The sequence below is a fragment of the Acidovorax sp. GW823-FHT05D11 genome, from assembly GCF_058795695.1.
Genome location: NZ_CM179502.1, coordinates 3,726,746 through 3,742,042 on the forward strand (window position 1 = coordinate 3,726,746; position 15,297 = coordinate 3,742,042).

The 15,297-nt window shown below is 70.2% G+C and carries 12 protein-coding genes; all 12 read right to left on the reverse strand.

Translation table 11 applies throughout. The features are described 5' to 3' along the window. Nucleotides 1-35 precede the first annotated feature (35 nt). A complete protein-coding gene (locus AC3RCE_RS17230; RefSeq protein WP_492253554.1) occupies nucleotides 36-3,155 on the reverse strand; it encodes an efflux RND transporter permease subunit in 3,120 nt (1,039 codons plus the stop codon). Nucleotides 3,156-3,168: 13 nt separating this feature from the next. Continuing rightward, nucleotides 3,169-4,290 carry an efflux RND transporter periplasmic adaptor subunit gene (locus AC3RCE_RS17235; RefSeq protein WP_218340236.1) on the reverse strand — a complete coding sequence of 374 codons (1,122 nt, stop codon included), beginning with the start codon at nucleotides 4,288-4,290 and terminating at the stop codon, nucleotides 3,169-3,171. Continuing rightward, complete coding sequence (locus AC3RCE_RS17240) at nucleotides 4,287-4,844, reverse strand: hypothetical protein (protein ID WP_218340235.1); 558 nt, start codon at nucleotides 4,842-4,844, stop codon at nucleotides 4,287-4,289. The genes AC3RCE_RS17235 and AC3RCE_RS17240 overlap by 4 nt, the downstream gene beginning before the upstream one ends. 37 nt (nucleotides 4,845-4,881) lie before the next feature. Continuing rightward, on the reverse strand, nucleotides 4,882-6,138 hold the full coding sequence (locus tag AC3RCE_RS17245) for a TolC family protein (RefSeq protein WP_255591118.1): 1,257 nt from the start codon (nucleotides 6,136-6,138) through the stop codon (nucleotides 4,882-4,884). Nucleotides 6,139-6,282: 144 nt separating this feature from the next. Beyond that, nucleotides 6,283-6,660: a hypothetical protein gene (locus AC3RCE_RS17250; protein ID WP_492253555.1), complete on the reverse strand. Its 378-nt coding sequence runs from the start codon at nucleotides 6,658-6,660 to the stop codon at nucleotides 6,283-6,285. A 112-nt stretch (nucleotides 6,661-6,772) separates the two neighbouring features. Beyond that, complete coding sequence (locus tag AC3RCE_RS17255) at nucleotides 6,773-7,585, reverse strand: heme ABC transporter ATP-binding protein (RefSeq protein WP_218340233.1); 813 nt, start codon at nucleotides 7,583-7,585, stop codon at nucleotides 6,773-6,775. Beyond that, on the reverse strand, nucleotides 7,582-8,664 hold the full coding sequence (locus tag AC3RCE_RS17260) for a FecCD family ABC transporter permease (protein WP_218340232.1): 1,083 nt from the start codon (nucleotides 8,662-8,664) through the stop codon (nucleotides 7,582-7,584). Before AC3RCE_RS17260 ends, AC3RCE_RS17255 begins: the two co-directional genes overlap by 4 nt. Beyond that, a complete protein-coding gene (locus tag AC3RCE_RS17265; RefSeq protein WP_492253556.1) occupies nucleotides 8,661-9,545 on the reverse strand; it encodes a heme/hemin ABC transporter substrate-binding protein in 885 nt (294 codons plus the stop codon). The genes AC3RCE_RS17260 and AC3RCE_RS17265 overlap by 4 nt, the downstream gene beginning before the upstream one ends. Further along, complete coding sequence (locus tag AC3RCE_RS17270) at nucleotides 9,535-10,668, reverse strand: hemin-degrading factor (protein WP_492253557.1); 1,134 nt, start codon at nucleotides 10,666-10,668, stop codon at nucleotides 9,535-9,537. The genes AC3RCE_RS17265 and AC3RCE_RS17270 overlap by 11 nt, the downstream gene beginning before the upstream one ends. Then, nucleotides 10,665-11,012: a hypothetical protein gene (locus AC3RCE_RS17275; protein WP_492253558.1), complete on the reverse strand. Its 348-nt coding sequence runs from the start codon at nucleotides 11,010-11,012 to the stop codon at nucleotides 10,665-10,667. The genes AC3RCE_RS17270 and AC3RCE_RS17275 overlap by 4 nt, the downstream gene beginning before the upstream one ends. 47 nt (nucleotides 11,013-11,059) lie before the next feature. Next, nucleotides 11,060-13,270 (reverse strand): TonB-dependent hemoglobin/transferrin/lactoferrin family receptor, encoded by a 2,211-nt coding sequence (locus AC3RCE_RS17280; RefSeq protein ID WP_492255400.1) that lies wholly within the window; start codon nucleotides 13,268-13,270, stop codon nucleotides 11,060-11,062. Nucleotides 13,271-13,630: 360 nt separating this feature from the next. After that, entirely contained in the window at nucleotides 13,631-15,247 is a 1,617-nt protein-coding gene (gene ahpF, locus AC3RCE_RS17285; RefSeq protein WP_218295405.1) for an alkyl hydroperoxide reductase subunit F, read from the reverse strand. Nucleotides 15,248-15,297 lie beyond the last annotated feature (50 nt).

Below are 15,297 nucleotides of genomic sequence, written 5' to 3' on the forward strand. Positions count from 1 at the left end.
TCCTTTCAAAGGGAGGATGGGAACAGGGAACAGGGTCAGAACGCCTCGGCGTTCTTGTCGTCCAGCAGACGCTCGGCATCGCGGCGGCCGAACAGCCAGAACAGGGCCGGGGTCAGGAAGGTGTCGAGCAGGGTCGAGCTGATCAGGCCCGAGAAGATCACCACCGCCACCGGGTGCAATATCTCGGTGCCGGGGCGCTCTGCCTCCAGCAGCAGCGGCGCCAGCGCGAAGGCCGTGACCAGGGCGGTCATGAGCACGGGAGAGAGTCGCTCCAGCGAGCCGCGCACAATCATCGCGGTGTCGAAGTTCTCGCCTTCCACGCGCATCAGGTTCAGGTAGTGGCTGACCTTCAGGATGCCGTTGCGCACCGAGATGCCCGCCAGCGTGATGAACCCGATCAGCGCCGCCACCGACAGCGGCTGGCCCGAGATCCACAGCCCCAGCACGGCCCCCACCAGCGCCAGCGGGATGTTGGCCATGATCAGCGCCGACAGCGTGGCCGAGCGGTAGCGCGTGTACAGCACCACGAACATCAGCACCAGCGAGACGATGGCGAGCAGGCCCACCAGGCGGCTGGCCTCTTCCTGCGCCTGGAACTGGCCGCCCAGGGTGATGAAGTAGCCGTCCGGCAGGCGCGTATCGCCCACCACCTTGCGGATGTCGGCCACCACGTCAGACAGCGCCCTGCCCTGCGCGTTGGCCGAGAGCACGATGCGGCGCTTGCCATCGTCGCGGCTGATCTGGTTGGGACCGTCGCCGTCCTCGATGCTCGCCAGGCGCGACAGCGGCACGCGCCCGCGCGGAGTCTCGATCATGATCTGCGCCAGGCCATCGAGTGAGCGCGCGCTCTCGGGCAGGCGCACCACCAGCGCGAAGCGCCGGCTGCCTTCCACGATCTGCGTGACCTTTTCGCCTTCCACCAGGCCCTGCAGCGTGGCCAGCACCTGCGCGGCCGGCACGCCGTACTGCGCGGCGGCGGCGTGGTCCACGCGCACGGTGATCTGCGGAGCCAGCACCTGCTTTTCCACCTCCAGGTCGGCCAGGCCGTCGATGCTGGCCAGGCGCCCGCGCAGCGCATCGGCCTGGCCGCGCAGGGTATCCAGGTCCTCGCCGAAGAGCTTGATCGCGATCTGCGAGCGCACGCCCGAGAGCATGTGGTCGATGCGGTGCGAGATCGGCTGGCCGATGGCGATCGCCGCCGGCATCTGCGCCAGCCGGCTGCGGATGTCGGCCTGCACCTCGGCCATGCTGCGTGTGAGCTCGGACGCTGGCAGCAGACCCACATCGAGCTCGCTCACGTGCACGCCCTCGGCATGCTCGTCCAGCTCGGCCCGGCCACTGCGCCGACCCACGTGCGTGACCTCGGGCACCTGGCGCACCAGCACCTCGGCCTGGCTGGCCAGGGCGGTGGACTCGGCCAGCGTCACGCCCGGGTTCAGGCGCATGCCGATGAGCAGCGTGCCCTCGTTGAAGGGCGGCAAAAAGGTGGTGGGGAAGAACGGCACCGCCGCCACCGAGAGCACCACCGCCACGGCGCTCACGGCCATGGCGACGCGCGGGTGCGCCAGCACCCGGGTGAGCCCGCCGCGGTAGCGCGCCTTGAGCCAGGCCACCACGCGGGTATCGCCATGGTCGAGGTTCTTCATGCGCGGCAGCAGGTAGAAGGCCAGCACCGGCGTGACGGTGACCGACACCAGCAGCGAAGCCACGGTGGAGACGATGAAGGCGATGCCCAGCGGCACGAACAACCGCCCCTCGATGCCCGGCAGCGCGAACAGCGGCAGGAACACCAGCACGATGATGGCCGTGGCGTAGAGGATGCCCGAGCGCACCTCCATCGATGCGAGCTTGACCACCTCCAGCGGGTGCAGCCGGTGGTGGGGGTGTTTGCTGCGGTCCATCTTCAGGCGTCTCAGCACGTTCTCCACGTCCACCACCGCATCGTCCACCAGGCCACCGATGGCAATGGCCAGGCCGCCCAGCGTCATGGTATTGATGGACAGGCCGAAGTACTTGAAGACCAGGGCCGTGATGAAGATCGACACCGGGATGGCCGTGAGCGCGATCACCGTGGGCCGCAGCGTGCCGAGGAACACGAAGAGGATCACCGCCACGAACACCGAGGCGCCCATGAGCTTGCCCTGCAAGGTGGTGACCGATGCCTCGATGAAGCTTGCTTGGCGGAAGGTGACGCGCGGCGCCTCCATGCCTGCGGGCAGCGACTTCTTCAAATCACCCAGCGCCGACTCGATGCTGCGCGTGAGCGCGATGGTGTCGGCCGTGGGCTGCTTCTGAATGCCGAGGATCACGGCCGGCTTGCCCTCGAAGCCCGCGTCGCCGCGCTTGAGGGCGGCGGCGAAGGTCACCTCGGCCACCTGGCGCAGCAGCACGGGCTGGCCGTTCTTTGCGGTGAGCGCCAGGTTCTGCAGATCCTCCAGGCGCGAGGTGCGGCCCAGGTGGCGGATCAGGTACTCGCGCCCGTTGAGCTCCAGGAAGCCCCCCGAGGTGTTGGCCGAGAAGCCCTTGAGCGCCCCCGTGAGCTGATCGTGCGTGATGCCCAGCTCGGCCATGCGCGCCGTGCTGGGCTGCACCTGGAACTGGCGCACCTCGCCGCCGATGGGAATCACCTGCGCCACGCCGGCAATCGCCAGCAGGCGCGGGCGCAGCACCCAGTCGGCGTACTCGCGCACGGCCATGGGCGTGGTGCGCTGCACGTCGATGGGGATCGCCACCTGCATGATCTCGCCCATGATGGAGCTGATGGGCCCCATGCGCGGCGTCACGCCCGCGGGCAGCCCCTCCTCCATGGACGAGAGGCGCTCGGACACCATCTGGCGCGCGCGGAAGATGTCCGTGCTCCAGTCGAAGGTGACGTAGATGAAGGACAGGCCCGCGCTGGAGGTGGAGCGCACGCTCTCCACGCCGGGCAGGCCGTTCATGGTCGTCTCCAGCGGGAAGGTGATGAGCTGCTCCACCTCCTCGGCGGCCATGCCGCCGGCCTCGGTCATCAGTGTGACGGTGGGCTTGTTGAGATCGGGGAACACGTCCACCGGCGTGCGCGACAGCGTGAAGGCGCCATAGGCCATCAGCACGCCCGCCGCGATGAGCACCAGCAGCCGGTTGGCCAGGCTGCTTTCGAGTAGCCACTTGAACATTGCGTGGTTTCCTTCAACGGACCTGGTTGATCAGCGTGGCGCCCTGCGTGGCCACGCGGTCACCGGCCTTGAGGCCCGAGGTCACGGCCACCGAGGTGCCGTCGAGGGGCACGTAGGTGACGACGCGCGGCACGAAACGCTCGGGCGACTCCTTGACCCAGACGATGGTCTGGTTCGCGGGATTGCGCAGCAGCGAAGCCACGGGCACCTGCACGCCAACGGCCTGCTCGGTGGATTGCACGAATACGCGCACGGGCTGGCCCAGGGCCAAGGTACCGAGCACGGCCGAGTCGCCGGCAAACTGCAGCGGCAGCGCCTGGTCGCGCAGGCTGCGCGCCGCGCCCAGAAAACGCAGCGGCACGCGCTGCCCGCCCACGGCCAGCGCGGCGCCGGCCACGCTGTGGGCCTGCGCCGTGTCGTAAGCCAGGGCTTCGACGCGCAGGCGCGTGGGGTCCACCACCTCGAACACCAGCTCGCGCGCATCCACCACCTGCCCTGCCACGGCGTTGGCCGAGGCGATGACACCCGAGACGGGCGCCACCAGCGCATCGCGGGTCGAAAGGCCCGCCCCCACCGCGCCCAGGCGCTGGGTGACGCTTTGCAGCTCGCTCTCGGCCGCCTCGATGTCCTTGCGGGGCACGGTGTCTGACAGGTCCTTCAAACGCGCCACGCGGCGTGCCGCCAGGTCGCGTGCAGCACGCAGCTCGGCCTGCTGGGCCAGTTGGTTGGAGCGCTCGATGGCGCCCGCCGTGGGCACCACATAGGCCAGCACCTCGCCCTTGCGCACCGCCTGGCCCACACCGGGCAGGCCCTTGGGGCCTGCCTCCAGCCGGCCGGCCAGCGCGGCCTGCACCTTGCCGCCAGCGTTGGGGTCCATGACCACCGTGCCGGCCAGCTCGAAGGCCTTGGGCTGCTGGCCCTCGGCGGCCACGAGGGTGCGCACGCCGAGTTGGCGCTGCGCAGGCTTGGGCAGGAAGACACTGCCATCGGGCTGGCGCTTGGGGCCGTTGCCGTCGGCCGCTGCGGGCGCGTCGCCATGGTCATGGCCTTCACCGGCACGCGCCATCAGCGGGGCGCACAGCGCAGCGGCCATCGCCAGGGCCACGACGGAATGGAGAGAGGTCAGGCGCTTCATGCTGCACCTCCCAGGCGCTGGGCGCGCGCGGCGCGGCCACGCCGCAGGCCCCACGCCAGGGCCAGGGCTGCCAGCACGGCGGCCACGGCACCGGCGACCAGCGCGTTGCGCCGGCCCGTGGGCTCGGCGTGGGCCTGGGCCGCGGCGTGCACGTCGATCTCGCCGGCCAGCAGGTCGGTGTCGTTGCCGGCCACCACGGTGGCGGTGACGGGGCTCACGCCCTCGGCCAGCGGCGCGGCCAGCGCGGCCTGGAACTCGCCGTCGGCCACGCGGGTCACGGGCACGCGCGTGCCGGCGATGTCGATCTCCAGCTGGGCCTCCCTGACCGGGCTGTTGTCGCCCGCATGGTCCAGGTAGAGCGCCAGTTTTTGCCCGTCGAGCACGCCCACCAGCTCGAACAGGTCGGAGGTGGCGGCAAAGCGCGGTATCGCAGGGCCGGCTGCGGCGGCGGGGGCTTCGCCATGGTCATGGCCATCGCCAGCCAGTGCCCACGAAGGCGCCAGGCCCAGCACCAAGGCCAGGGCCAGCGCGGAAGGAAGAGAAAGGAGTTGCATGGTGATCACAAACAGGGTGTCGGGATGGATAGGGCGCTCACTGCGGCAACAGGCCCAGGGCCTGGCGCAAGGTGGAAACGGCGGCCGCCGCATCGATGCGGGCACGCGCCAGCTGGCGCTCGGCCTGCACGGCTTCCAGCTCCACGCGCAGGCGCGTGGGCCAGTCGGCTTCGCCCAGGCGGAAGGCCTTGTCGACGAAACCGCGCGTGTCGCGGGCCAGTGCCGCATGGCGGGCCATGGCGTCGCGCTGGGCTTGCGTGGCTTTCACGCGGGCCGTGGCCGCGGCCAGGTCGGCGGCCAGGCGGTCCTGCTCGGCGCGGGCGCGCACCTCGGCGTCCAGCGCGTCGGCACGGGCCGCTGTCTCCTTGGCGCGCGCCCGGTCCCCACCGCCCAGGGGCACGCGCACGCCGACCGTGAAGCTTTGCAGATAGCGCTCGCCGGCCTGCTCGCGCCCGCGCGTGGCGGCCACGGTCAGCTCGGGGTTGGCACGGGTCTGCACGGCGGCCAGGTCGGCGGCGCGGCGCGCCACCGCGGCCTGGTCGTTCCAGTCCGCCACCGCCGGGTGGTCGGTGGGCAGGCCGGCTGCTGGCAGCGCTTCGGCCTCGGGCTCGGCACCGTCGGCCAGCACCCCGTTGCCGCCCCATGCCGCCAGGGCTGCCTGGGCCACATCGCGTGCGCCCGTGGCCTCGGCCACCGCGGCTTCGGCCTGGGCCACGGCACCATCGGCCTGGGCCTGGTCGGCACGCGACATGTCTCCGGCCTGGAAGCGCCGCGCCACGTCGGCCGCCAGGCGCTGCGCGTTGTGCAGCCGGTCCTGCGCCAGGCCCAGTTCTGCCTGCGCGCGCTGCAGGGTCCACCAGGCCTCGCGCACGGTGGCGGCCAATTGCAGCTGCGCGGCCAGGCGGCGGCTTTCCACGGCCTTGATCTCGGCATCGCCCAGCGCGGCCTTGCGGGCGCGCTCGCCGGGCAGCCACAGCGGCAGGGCCACCCCCATCTCCACTTCGCGGTTGCCCTGGTTGCTGCCGGGGCGGTCGGTCTTGGCCTGCAGCTCCAGCGCGGCGGGCTCGGCCGTCCAGGACGATGCACCGCTGCGCGCGGCCTGTGCCGATTCGCGCCGCAGCGCGGCCGACTGCGCCTCGGGCTGGCGCTCCCAGGCCCTGTCGAACAAGGCCTTGAGCGTGAGCGGTGGCGCCGGCGGCTGGGCCAGCGCAGCACTGCCGGCCAGCGCCCACCCCAGGGCCACCGCCGCCATGCACAGCCGTGGTGTGTGGTTCGTTCTTCTCGTTCGTTGCATCCGATTCCTCTGCAATGGCCGGGGGCCACGGGGTTGAAATCGGCAAGGCACGACGATGTCCGGCGCACAAGCACGCGCCGCCGCCGCCCGCGAGAGCTGCGTGGAATCGTCAGGAAGGGGCTACCCGGTGCCCCGCCTCGCCGCTCAGGCGAGGACGGACCAGTTGGGACGTTCGGGGCGCGAGAGGGGTGGATGCACCCAGGCAGGTGCCACCTGGGAAACAGGGCGGACGACCGAGACCACGATGGCCTGGGCACCCGCGCTCAGCGCCATGCCGCTGCCCACGCCGTGGCAGGCATGGCAGTCCATGTCGGCCGTGCCGGTGGTGGCCAGGGCCTTGTGGTCCTGAGTTTCGCTGGCATGGGATGGCTCGGCCGGCACATCGGCCCGGTGCTCGTGCACATGGTGGCCAAAGTGCGATGCCTGCGGCGCTGCCTCGTGCCCGCAATACGGCGATGCAGCCGCCCAGATGGACTGAAGCGGCATGAACAGCAGCAAAAAGACGAGGAGCAGGCGGCGCATGGTGTGCGCGCATTCTAGTGACAAGATGGCGCGGTGCAGCATGCGCAACCGTGCATATCCCCATGCGACCAAGGGCAAGACGGGAGCAGATGACCAAATCGTCATGTCGGCTTCATCCGGCCGCCACGAGAAACTGCGGCGTGCCGTCGCTGGCGCGCACTTCGGAACACTCCACACCCCACACGCGCGCGATCGCCGCCGCGTCCAGCGTTTGCCCCACGGACCCCACGTCGCAGCGCCCGGCCCCCATCAGCACCACGTCGTGCGCATAGCGCAGCGCCAGGTTCAGGTCGTGCAGCACCGCCACCACGCCGATGCCCTGCTCCACCGCCCAGCGGCGCACCAGGGCCATGGCCTGGTGCTGGTGCGCCAGGTCGAGCGCGGCGGTGGGCTCGTCGAGCAGCAGCCAGCGCGTGGCGCCATCGGGCCGGGGCTCCCAGATCTGCGCCAGCGCCCGGGCCAGGTGGGCGCGGGCCCGCTCGCCGCCCGACAAGGTGTTCACGCCGCGCGCCGCCAGGTGGACCACGCCGGTGGCCTCCATGGCATCGCGGGCGATGCACGCCTCGTTCCGGCTGGGCGACTGGCGGTGCGGAAAGCGGCCCATCTCCACCACCTCCTGCACCGTGAAGTCGAAGGCCACCGCCGTCTCTTGCGGCAGCACGGCGCGCAGGCGCGCCAGCTCCAAGGCACCAACCGCAGTGAGCGCCCGGCCCCTCAGGCTGACCGAGCCCGAGCGCGGCGCGCGCTGGCCCGACAGCATGGACAGCAGCGTGGATTTGCCCGCGCCATTCGGCCCCAGGATGGCGGTGAAGCGGCCAGGCGCCAGGCGCGCATGCACGGTCGCCAGCAGCGGCAGGCCGGGCAGGCCCACCGCCAATCGATCGCACACCAGCGGATCGCCGGGATGGAGCGGGCCTGCTCTCATACCTTGCTCCTGAATTGGCGCAGCATGGCCAGGAACAAGGGCACACCGATGAAGGCGGTGAGCACGCCCAGCGGCAACTCGGCCGGCTTGACGATGGTTCGCGCCACCACGTCGGCCGCCAGCACCAGCGCGGCGCCCAGCAGGGCCGATCCCGGCAGCACCACGCGGTGATCCGGCCCGGCCACCAGGCGCACCCAGTGCGGCGCCACCAGGCCGATGAAGCCGATGATGCCGGTGGCCGCCGTGACGGCCCCCACGGCGAGCGCCGTCACCAGCACCGCCAGGCGCTTGGTGCGCTCCACCGGCACGCCCAGCAGCGCGGCCTGCGCCTCTCCCAGGGCAATCGCATTGAGCGGGCGCGCCAGCGCCAGGCCCAGGCCGCAGGCCACCGCCACGACGGTGCCCACGAGCGCCACGGCGCTCCAGCGCGCGCCGCCCAGGCTGCCCAGCAGCCACATCTGGATGTTGCGCAGTTGCTCGTCGGTGGAGATGAAGTTGAGGTAGCCCAGCCCCGCCAGCGCCAGCGCATTGACCGCCACGCCCGCCAGCAGCATCAGCCCCATGCGCGTGGCGCCATCGGCTTGCGCCAGCCCATAGATCAGCGCCGTGACCACCAGGCCACCGCCAAAGGCCATGGTCACCAGCGACCAACTGCCCAGCGTGCGCGGCATGTCGGGCAGCCAGTGCATGCCGAGCACGATGGTGAGCGCAGCAGCCAGCGCGGCGCCGCTGCTCACGCCGATCAGGCCGGGGTCGGCCAGCGGGTTGCGAAACAGCCCCTGCATCAGCGCACCCGCCAGCCCCAGGCCCGCCCCGGCCGCCACGCCCATCAACAGGCGTGGCAGCCGGATGTTGATGAACACCAGGTATTCCGGTGCCTGTTCGGCAGAAGGCGCCAGCCCCACGGCCTGCAGCAGCACCTGCCACAGCTGGGCGGGCGCGATGGCGTACGCGCCCTGGGTGCTGGCCCAGGCCAAGGCCAGCACCACCAGTGCCGAGCCCACGGTCAGCGCGGTGCGGGGCGACAGGCGCCCCGCGGTCCAGCGCGCACCCGGCTGCGCCACGGCCAGGCCGCTCACGCCGTGATCGCCTGCATGCGGGTGTGCACCTCGCGCACGGCCCCGGGCAGGCGCGGACCAAAGCCCAGCAGCTGGCTGGCCTCCATCGTCACCAGGGCCTTGTGGCGGAAAGCGGGCGTGAGCGCCAGTTCCGGCCGCTGCCAGAACGCGGCCTCGCCGCCCAGCGCCTCGATGCCCTGCGTGCTGTTGAGCAGCACCTCGGGCGCGGCGCTGGCCATGGCCTCGGCCGTGAGCGGCCGGTAGCCCGCGAACTGCGTGATGGCGTTGGTGCCGCCCGCAAAACGGATCAGCGCATCGGCCGCCGTGCCGGTGCCCGCCACCATGGGGCTGCCGCCGTGCGACAGGATGAAGATCGCGCGCGGGCGGCGCGCGGACGCGGCCACCAGCTTGTGCACCGCCGCCCACTGCGCATCCAGGTCCGCCTGCAGGGCCGTGGCCTCGCGCTCGCGGCCGGCCACGCGGCCCACGGTGGCCACCTTGCGCTGCACCTCGTCCCAGGTGTGGTCGGCCTTGACCAGCTCCACCCGCACCCCGGCGCTGCGCACCTGGTCCAGCACCACGGGCGGGCCGGCCTCGGTGGTGCCCACCACGGCGTCGGGCTTGAGGGACAGCAGCCCCTCGGCCGAGAGCTGGCGCATGTAGCCGACCTTGGCGGTCTTGAGCGCGGCCTCGGGGAACAGGCTGGTGGTGTCGGTGCCCACCAGCTGGCCTTGCGCGCCCAGCAGGTAGACCACCTCGGTCAACGCACCGCCCAGCGAGACGATGCGCGCCGGGCTGGCCGCGACTGCGCGCTCCGCGCCCACCACAGACAGCAGCGGCAGCGCTGCCATGCCGCGCAGCAGCTGCCTGCGCGCCGTGTCGATCAGGCCATCACGCAGCATGGACCACCTCATCCTGCTGCGCCTGCGGCAGCCGCGCCACCAGGTCGCGCCAGCCCTGCAGCTCGGGCTTGCCGGGCTTGCGCGCACCGAAGAACATGGCCATCAGCTCGCCCGCATGGTCGAACGCCTCGACGGAGGTGACGACGCCATCGGCCGTCGGCTTTTCCACCACCCACACGCTGGCCACCATGTCGGTGCGCAGGTGCAGGTTGAAGCCTGCGTCCAGCACGTTGATCCACTGGGCGTGCGGTGTGTCGAGCGGCTTTATGTTGCGCACCGGCCCGGTGTGGATCTGGATGCAGCCGCCGCTGCCCACGAACACCATGATGGGCAGGCCGTCCACCGCGGCCTCGTCCAGCAGGCGCGATACCGCTTGCGGTTCGGCGCGCCACGCGAACTGGCCTTCGACCAGGCGAAAGCTCTGCTGACGCTCCACGCCGAATTTCCTGGTCAGGCCGAAGAACTCGTGTGTGTCCTGCATGGCACCCCAGGCCTCGCGCAGGCCGTCGGCGTCGATGTCGGCATCGGGCCGCACCGCTTCCGGCGCGGGCGCCTTGCCGAACACATAGCCCGCGCTGGGCTGCGCGAAGCGGCTCACCACCGCATCGAACGCCGCCAGGTCGGTCGCTTCGCGGGTAAAGATCTTGTGCACGGCGCGGCCGCTGGCGTTGTAGAACTGCAGGCTGCGCGATGGCGGCCTGGCGGGGTCGTTGGCCAGCTCGGTCACGGCAAAGCCAGCATGCCACTGCGCGAAGAACAGGCGCAGATCGATGTCTTCGCCCAGCGCGATGCCCACCGGGCCTGTGGCCGACACGTTGGTGTAAATGCCGGTCTTCTCATGCACCACGCCTTCATTGCGCGTGAGGGCCATCAAGGGGCCGCAGGCCTCGAGCGCCTGCAGCATCTCCAGCCACGAACCCTGCAGCGGCACGGCCTTGAGCGGGTGGCCATGCTCGCCCGCGTGGGCCGCCACCGCAGCGCCTTCCGAGAGCCCCAGGCTCTCGGCCGCCTCCTTGGCGCGCTTGCCGGCAGCACGTGCGGTGGCGAACTGCGCGCGAATGTCGGGTGCGGCCAGGGGCGCGGAGGCTGGAGTGCCCGGGGTGTTCGTCACGGCGCGGCTCATTGCACGGCCTCCGGCGCGGTGTGCCACAGCACGCGGCGCTGCTCTGCGGCCACCAGTGCGGCGGTGTCCTGGCGCGCCTTGCACTGCTGTTCCCAACGGCCTTGCAGGCTCCAGACCACCGTGCGGAAGTGAGCGGTGAAGCCGTCGGCGTCGGCCAGCATCTGCAGGTTGGCCGATATCTTGCGGCCCATGGCGTCGCGGTGGGTGTCGCAGCAGGCCTGCACGTAGCCCGTCATCAGGGCGAGCGTGCCGGCCAGCAGCGCCTCGGCGCACGGCAGGCTGTACTCCTCGTCGCAGTGGGCGCTGGCATCGGAGGCATTGGAAGGGTCGGGAACGTGGCTCATGGGTGTTCTCCTTGATGGGTGGCCTTGGAACGTGTTCACGTGGGTGCTCAGAAGTCCGCCACCAGCGACACCCGCACGGAGCGGCCGGGCTGGCTGTAGGCGTCGATGAAGTTGGCGTTGGCTGCCAGGCCGCGCACGTCGGCCCAGCGCCAGTGCTTCCTGTCGGTCAGGTTGTAGATGCCGAGGTTCAGGCGCAGGTCCTTGCGGATGCGCCATTGGCCCGACAGGTCGAGCACCGTGTACGACGGTGTGAGGTACTGCGTGCTGCCCGTCGCCACGGTCACGTCGCTGGCCTTCTTGGCCGCGCTGTGGGTGGCATCCAGGCGCGCCATCCAGTGGCCGGTGTCGTAGCGCAGGCCGGCAGACAGGCGCGATGGGTCCACCGTGTTCACCGGCCTGCCGGTGGCGGTATCGCGCCCGCGCGTCTGGCCGTAGCTGAACGGCGATGTCCATTGCCCGCCGGCCCACCGGCCCCAGCGCATGTCGCCCTTGACCTCGAAGCCGTTGAGCTTGACGCGGCCGATGTTGACCGACTGGAACACCAGCGGGTTGCCCGGCGCACCGGTGCCGCCGACCTGGCGCAGGTCCTCGATGAAGTCCTTGTAGCGGCCGGTGAAGGCGGCGGCCTCGATGGAAAGGCTCTCCAAACGGCCGCGCACGCCCAGCTCGAAGTTCTGGCTCTTTTCGGGGCGCAGGTTGGCGTTGGGCACGGTCTTGTAATTGCTGACCGGGTTCTCGAAGAAGGCGTTGACCTGACCCGCGTTGGGCGCACGAAAGCCCGCCGCGTAGTTGCCGAACACGCTCCACTGCTCGCTGGCGCGGTACAGCACGCCGAACTTGGGCGAGGTGGCATTGCCCGACAGGGACACGGCCTGCGCGCCAAAGCCCGCCTGGTCGGCCTTGATGCGGAAGCTGTCGAAGCGCACGCCCGGCGTGATGCTCCAGGGGCCGGTCACGAACTCGTCCTGCACATACAGGGCCGCGCTGGTCTCGGTGGTGTCCGGAAAGCGCTTGAGCGGGAAGGTCTCGCCCACCGGCGCGGTCACGCCGGTCTGCAGGTTCTCGACCCTGGCGGACGTGTAGTCGAAGCCATAGGTGATCTTCTGCACCAGGCCGCCAGCGCCCGAACGCAGCACCTTGCTGCCCTGCAGGTTGGCCTGCCAGGTGCGCTCGTCGTAGGTCACGTCGCGCACGCGGTCCGCAGCGGTGTTGCGGTCTTCGGTGACGTATTCGCGCGAATGCGAGTCCTGAAAACTCAACGTCGCCTTCAGGTCGTCGGCAAAGGCGGAGTTCACGCGCCACGAGCCCTCCCACGTCGCACGGCTGCGCTGCATGTCGGTGAACGACGTGGAGCCCAGCACGGACGTGGCGGCCAGCGGCGGCTTGGAGCGCGCGGTGAGCAGCTCGTAGTCGGAGTTCTTGTCCACATGCTCCAGCGTGAACACATGGCGCTGGCCGCCGCCGGGCGTGAGGATGACCTTGCCCAGCAGCGCGCCGCTCTGGTCCCTTTGCGGGTTGGGACGGGTGCGGTCGGCATTGGCCGCGCTGTTGGTACCCATGTTGTCGAGCTCGCTGGCGCGCGTGACGTTGCCGCCCAGCAGCCACTGCACCGTGTCGCCCGCCCGTCCCGCCACCGTGGCGCCCACGCGCTTGCCGTGGTCGTCGCCGTCGTAGCCCAGGCTCACGCGGCCGCCGATGCGCTTGTCGCCATCGAGGAAGGCCGACGGCTCGGCGGTGATGAAGTTGACCAGGCCCGCCATGCCGTCCGACCCATACAGCGCCGATGTGGCGCCACGCACGACCTCGATGCGCTGCAGCAGGCCGATGTCCAGGTAGTCGCGCCCGAAGGCATTGGCGCTGAAGACGTAGCTGCGCGGCAGGCGGATGCCGTCCACCATCATCAGCACGCGGTTGCCGTCCAGGCCGCGGATGTTGAAGCCCGCGTTCTGCTCGCGCCCCGTGGAGCCGCTGGCCAGCGTGAAGCGCGCGGGCGAGCGGGTGACGGACACGTTGGGCAGTTCACGCGCCACATCACGGATGTCGCGCACCTGGCCTTCTTCGATGGCCTGCGCGTTGATCACGTCGATGCTCATGGGCAGCTCGTCGCGGTCCTGCTCGCTGCGCGAGCCGCTGATGACAACCTCCTTGAGCACCGGGCCCGCAGCCACCAGCTGGGCCACATCTTGCGCATGCGCGCTGCCGATGGCGGCACATGCACAGGCCACCAGCCACGTGAGCGGCCGCAGACGGCCTTGCAGCCATTGATCGGAGGGGTGCGCCTGTGCGCGCCGGGAAGAAAACGGAGGGGTACGGAATGCCTGCGCCACGGAGGGGAGTCCTTCTCTGAAACGACAACGAATACAGAGCTGGCTCCATGCAGACGGTCCTGGCTTCTGCGGGCAGCAGAAAGGGCCGTTGTGGCTGGCTGATGGGGTGAATTATATGAGAATAATTCTCAATACGTAACCAGATTTACAACCACAAGGCACCAGCCGCTCCCCAAGACACGGCGGGCCCACGAAAAAAAGCGACCGGCCGCACAACACAGCCGGTCGCTCATCTATTGATAGCTGCCAGCGCTTTACCATCAAGCGCTGCAGGCCATTTTCAATCAAACATCAAACGGTTTCCGCCACCGTTTCCGCAGCCGGGGCACCCGCTGGCGCGGCCGCCACCACCGGCATGCGGATCAGGTGGTCGAACGCGCTCAGCGCGGCCTTCGACCCATCGCCCGCAGCGATCACGATCTGCTTGAACGGCACCGTGGTGCAGTCCCCCGCCGCGAACACGCCGGGCAGGTTGGTGCGGCCGTGCGAGTCGACGATGATCTCGCCGAACCTGGACAGCTCCACCGTGCCCTTGAGCCATTCGGTGTTGGGGACCAGGCCGATCTGCACGAACACGCCTTCGAGCTGCACCAGGTGCTCCACGCCCGTGGCGCGGTCCTTGTACTTGAGGCCGTTGACCTTGCCGTCGGCACCGGTGATCTCGGTGGTCTGCGCGTTGGTGTGGATGGTCACGTTGTGCAGGCTCTTGAGCTTGTTGACCAGCACGGCGTCCGCCTTGAGCTGGTCGGCGAACTCCACCAGCGTGACATGGGCCACGATGCCGGCCAGGTCGATGGCAGCCTCGACACCCGAGTTGCCGCCGCCGATGACCGACACGCGCTTGCCCTTGAACAGCGGGCCGTCGCAGTGCGGGCAGTAGGCCACGCCCTTGTTCTTGTACTCGGCTTCGCCGGGCACGTTGACGTTGCGCCAGCGCGCGCCGGTGGACAGGATCACCGTCTTCGATTGCAAGGTGGCGCCGTTGGCCAGCTTCACACCGATCAGGCCGCCGGGCTGGGCCGCGGGGATCAGCTGGTCGGCGCGCTGCAGGTTCATGATGTCCACGTCGTAGGCGCGGGTGTGGGCTTCCAGGGCAGCGGCGAACTTGGGTCCGTCGGTTTCCAGCACGGAGATGTAGTTCTCGATGGCCAGCGTGTCGTTGACCTGGCCGCCGAAGCGCTCGGCCGCCACGCCGGTGCGGATGCCCTTGCGGGCCGCGTACACGGCGGCCGCGGCGCCGGCGGGGCCGCCGCCGACGATGAGCACGTCGTACGGTGCCTTGGCCGACAGCTTGGCCGCGTCACGGGCGGCGGCGCCGGTGTCGAGCTTGGCCACGATCTCCTCGACCGACATGCGGCCCGAGGCGAACACCTGGCCGTTCATGAACACCATGGGCACGGCCATGATCTCGCGGTCGGCCACTTCCTGCTGGAAGGCGCCACCTTCGATCACGGTGGTCTTGATCTTGGGGTTGACGATGGCCATGAGCGACAGCGCCTGCACCACGTCCGGGCAGTTGTGGCAGGTCAGGCTCATGTAGACCTCGAAGTTGAAGTCACCGTCGAGCGCGGCGATCTGCTCGATCACCTCGGGCTCGACCTTGGGCGGGTGGCCGCCGGTCCACAGCAGGGCCAGCACCAGCGAGGTGAATTCGTGGCCCAGGGGCAGGCCAGCAAAACGCAGCGAATTCGTGCTGCCCACGCGCTGCAGGCTGAACGAGGGCTTGCGCGCGTCGTTGCCGTCGGTGCGCAGCGTGATCTTGTCGCTGCGCAGGGATTGGATGGTCGTCAGCAGCTCGCGCATCTCGCGGGCGGTTTCGCTGTCGTCCAGGGAAGCCACCAGTTCGAACGGCTGCGTCACGCGCTCCAGGTAGGCGGAAAGCTGGGTCTTGAGTTGTTCGTCGAGCATGGTGGTGTCCTTTCGAGTTGTGACTTGCAGGGTGGGGGCTGGGGCTGCTT

Bases quoted from the DNA above. Each gene is read 5' to 3' on its own strand.
- ahpF (WP_218295405.1), bottom strand. From the start codon at position 15,247: ATGCTCGACGAACAACTCAAGACCCAGCTTTCCGCCTACCTGGAGCGC.
- AC3RCE_RS17255 (WP_218340233.1), bottom strand. From the start codon at position 7,585: ATGAGAGCAGGCCCGCTCCATCCCGGCGATCCGCTGGTGTGCGATCGA.
- AC3RCE_RS17265 (WP_492253556.1), bottom strand. From the start codon at position 9,545: ATGCTGCGTGATGGCCTGATCGACACGGCGCGCAGGCAGCTGCTGCGC.
- AC3RCE_RS17230 (WP_492253554.1), bottom strand. From the start codon at position 3,155: ATGTTCAAGTGGCTACTCGAAAGCAGCCTGGCCAACCGGCTGCTGGTG.
- AC3RCE_RS17235 (WP_218340236.1), bottom strand. From the start codon at position 4,290: ATGAAGCGCCTGACCTCTCTCCATTCCGTCGTGGCCCTGGCGATGGCC.
- AC3RCE_RS17275 (WP_492253558.1), bottom strand. From the start codon at position 11,012: ATGAGCCACGTTCCCGACCCTTCCAATGCCTCCGATGCCAGCGCCCAC.
- AC3RCE_RS17240 (WP_218340235.1), bottom strand. From the start codon at position 4,844: ATGCAACTCCTTTCTCTTCCTTCCGCGCTGGCCCTGGCCTTGGTGCTG.
- AC3RCE_RS17250 (WP_492253555.1), bottom strand. From the start codon at position 6,660: ATGCGCCGCCTGCTCCTCGTCTTTTTGCTGCTGTTCATGCCGCTTCAG.
- AC3RCE_RS17270 (WP_492253557.1), bottom strand. From the start codon at position 10,668: ATGAGCCGCGCCGTGACGAACACCCCGGGCACTCCAGCCTCCGCGCCC.
- AC3RCE_RS17245 (WP_255591118.1), bottom strand. From the start codon at position 6,138: ATGCAACGAACGAGAAGAACGAACCACACACCACGGCTGTGCATGGCG.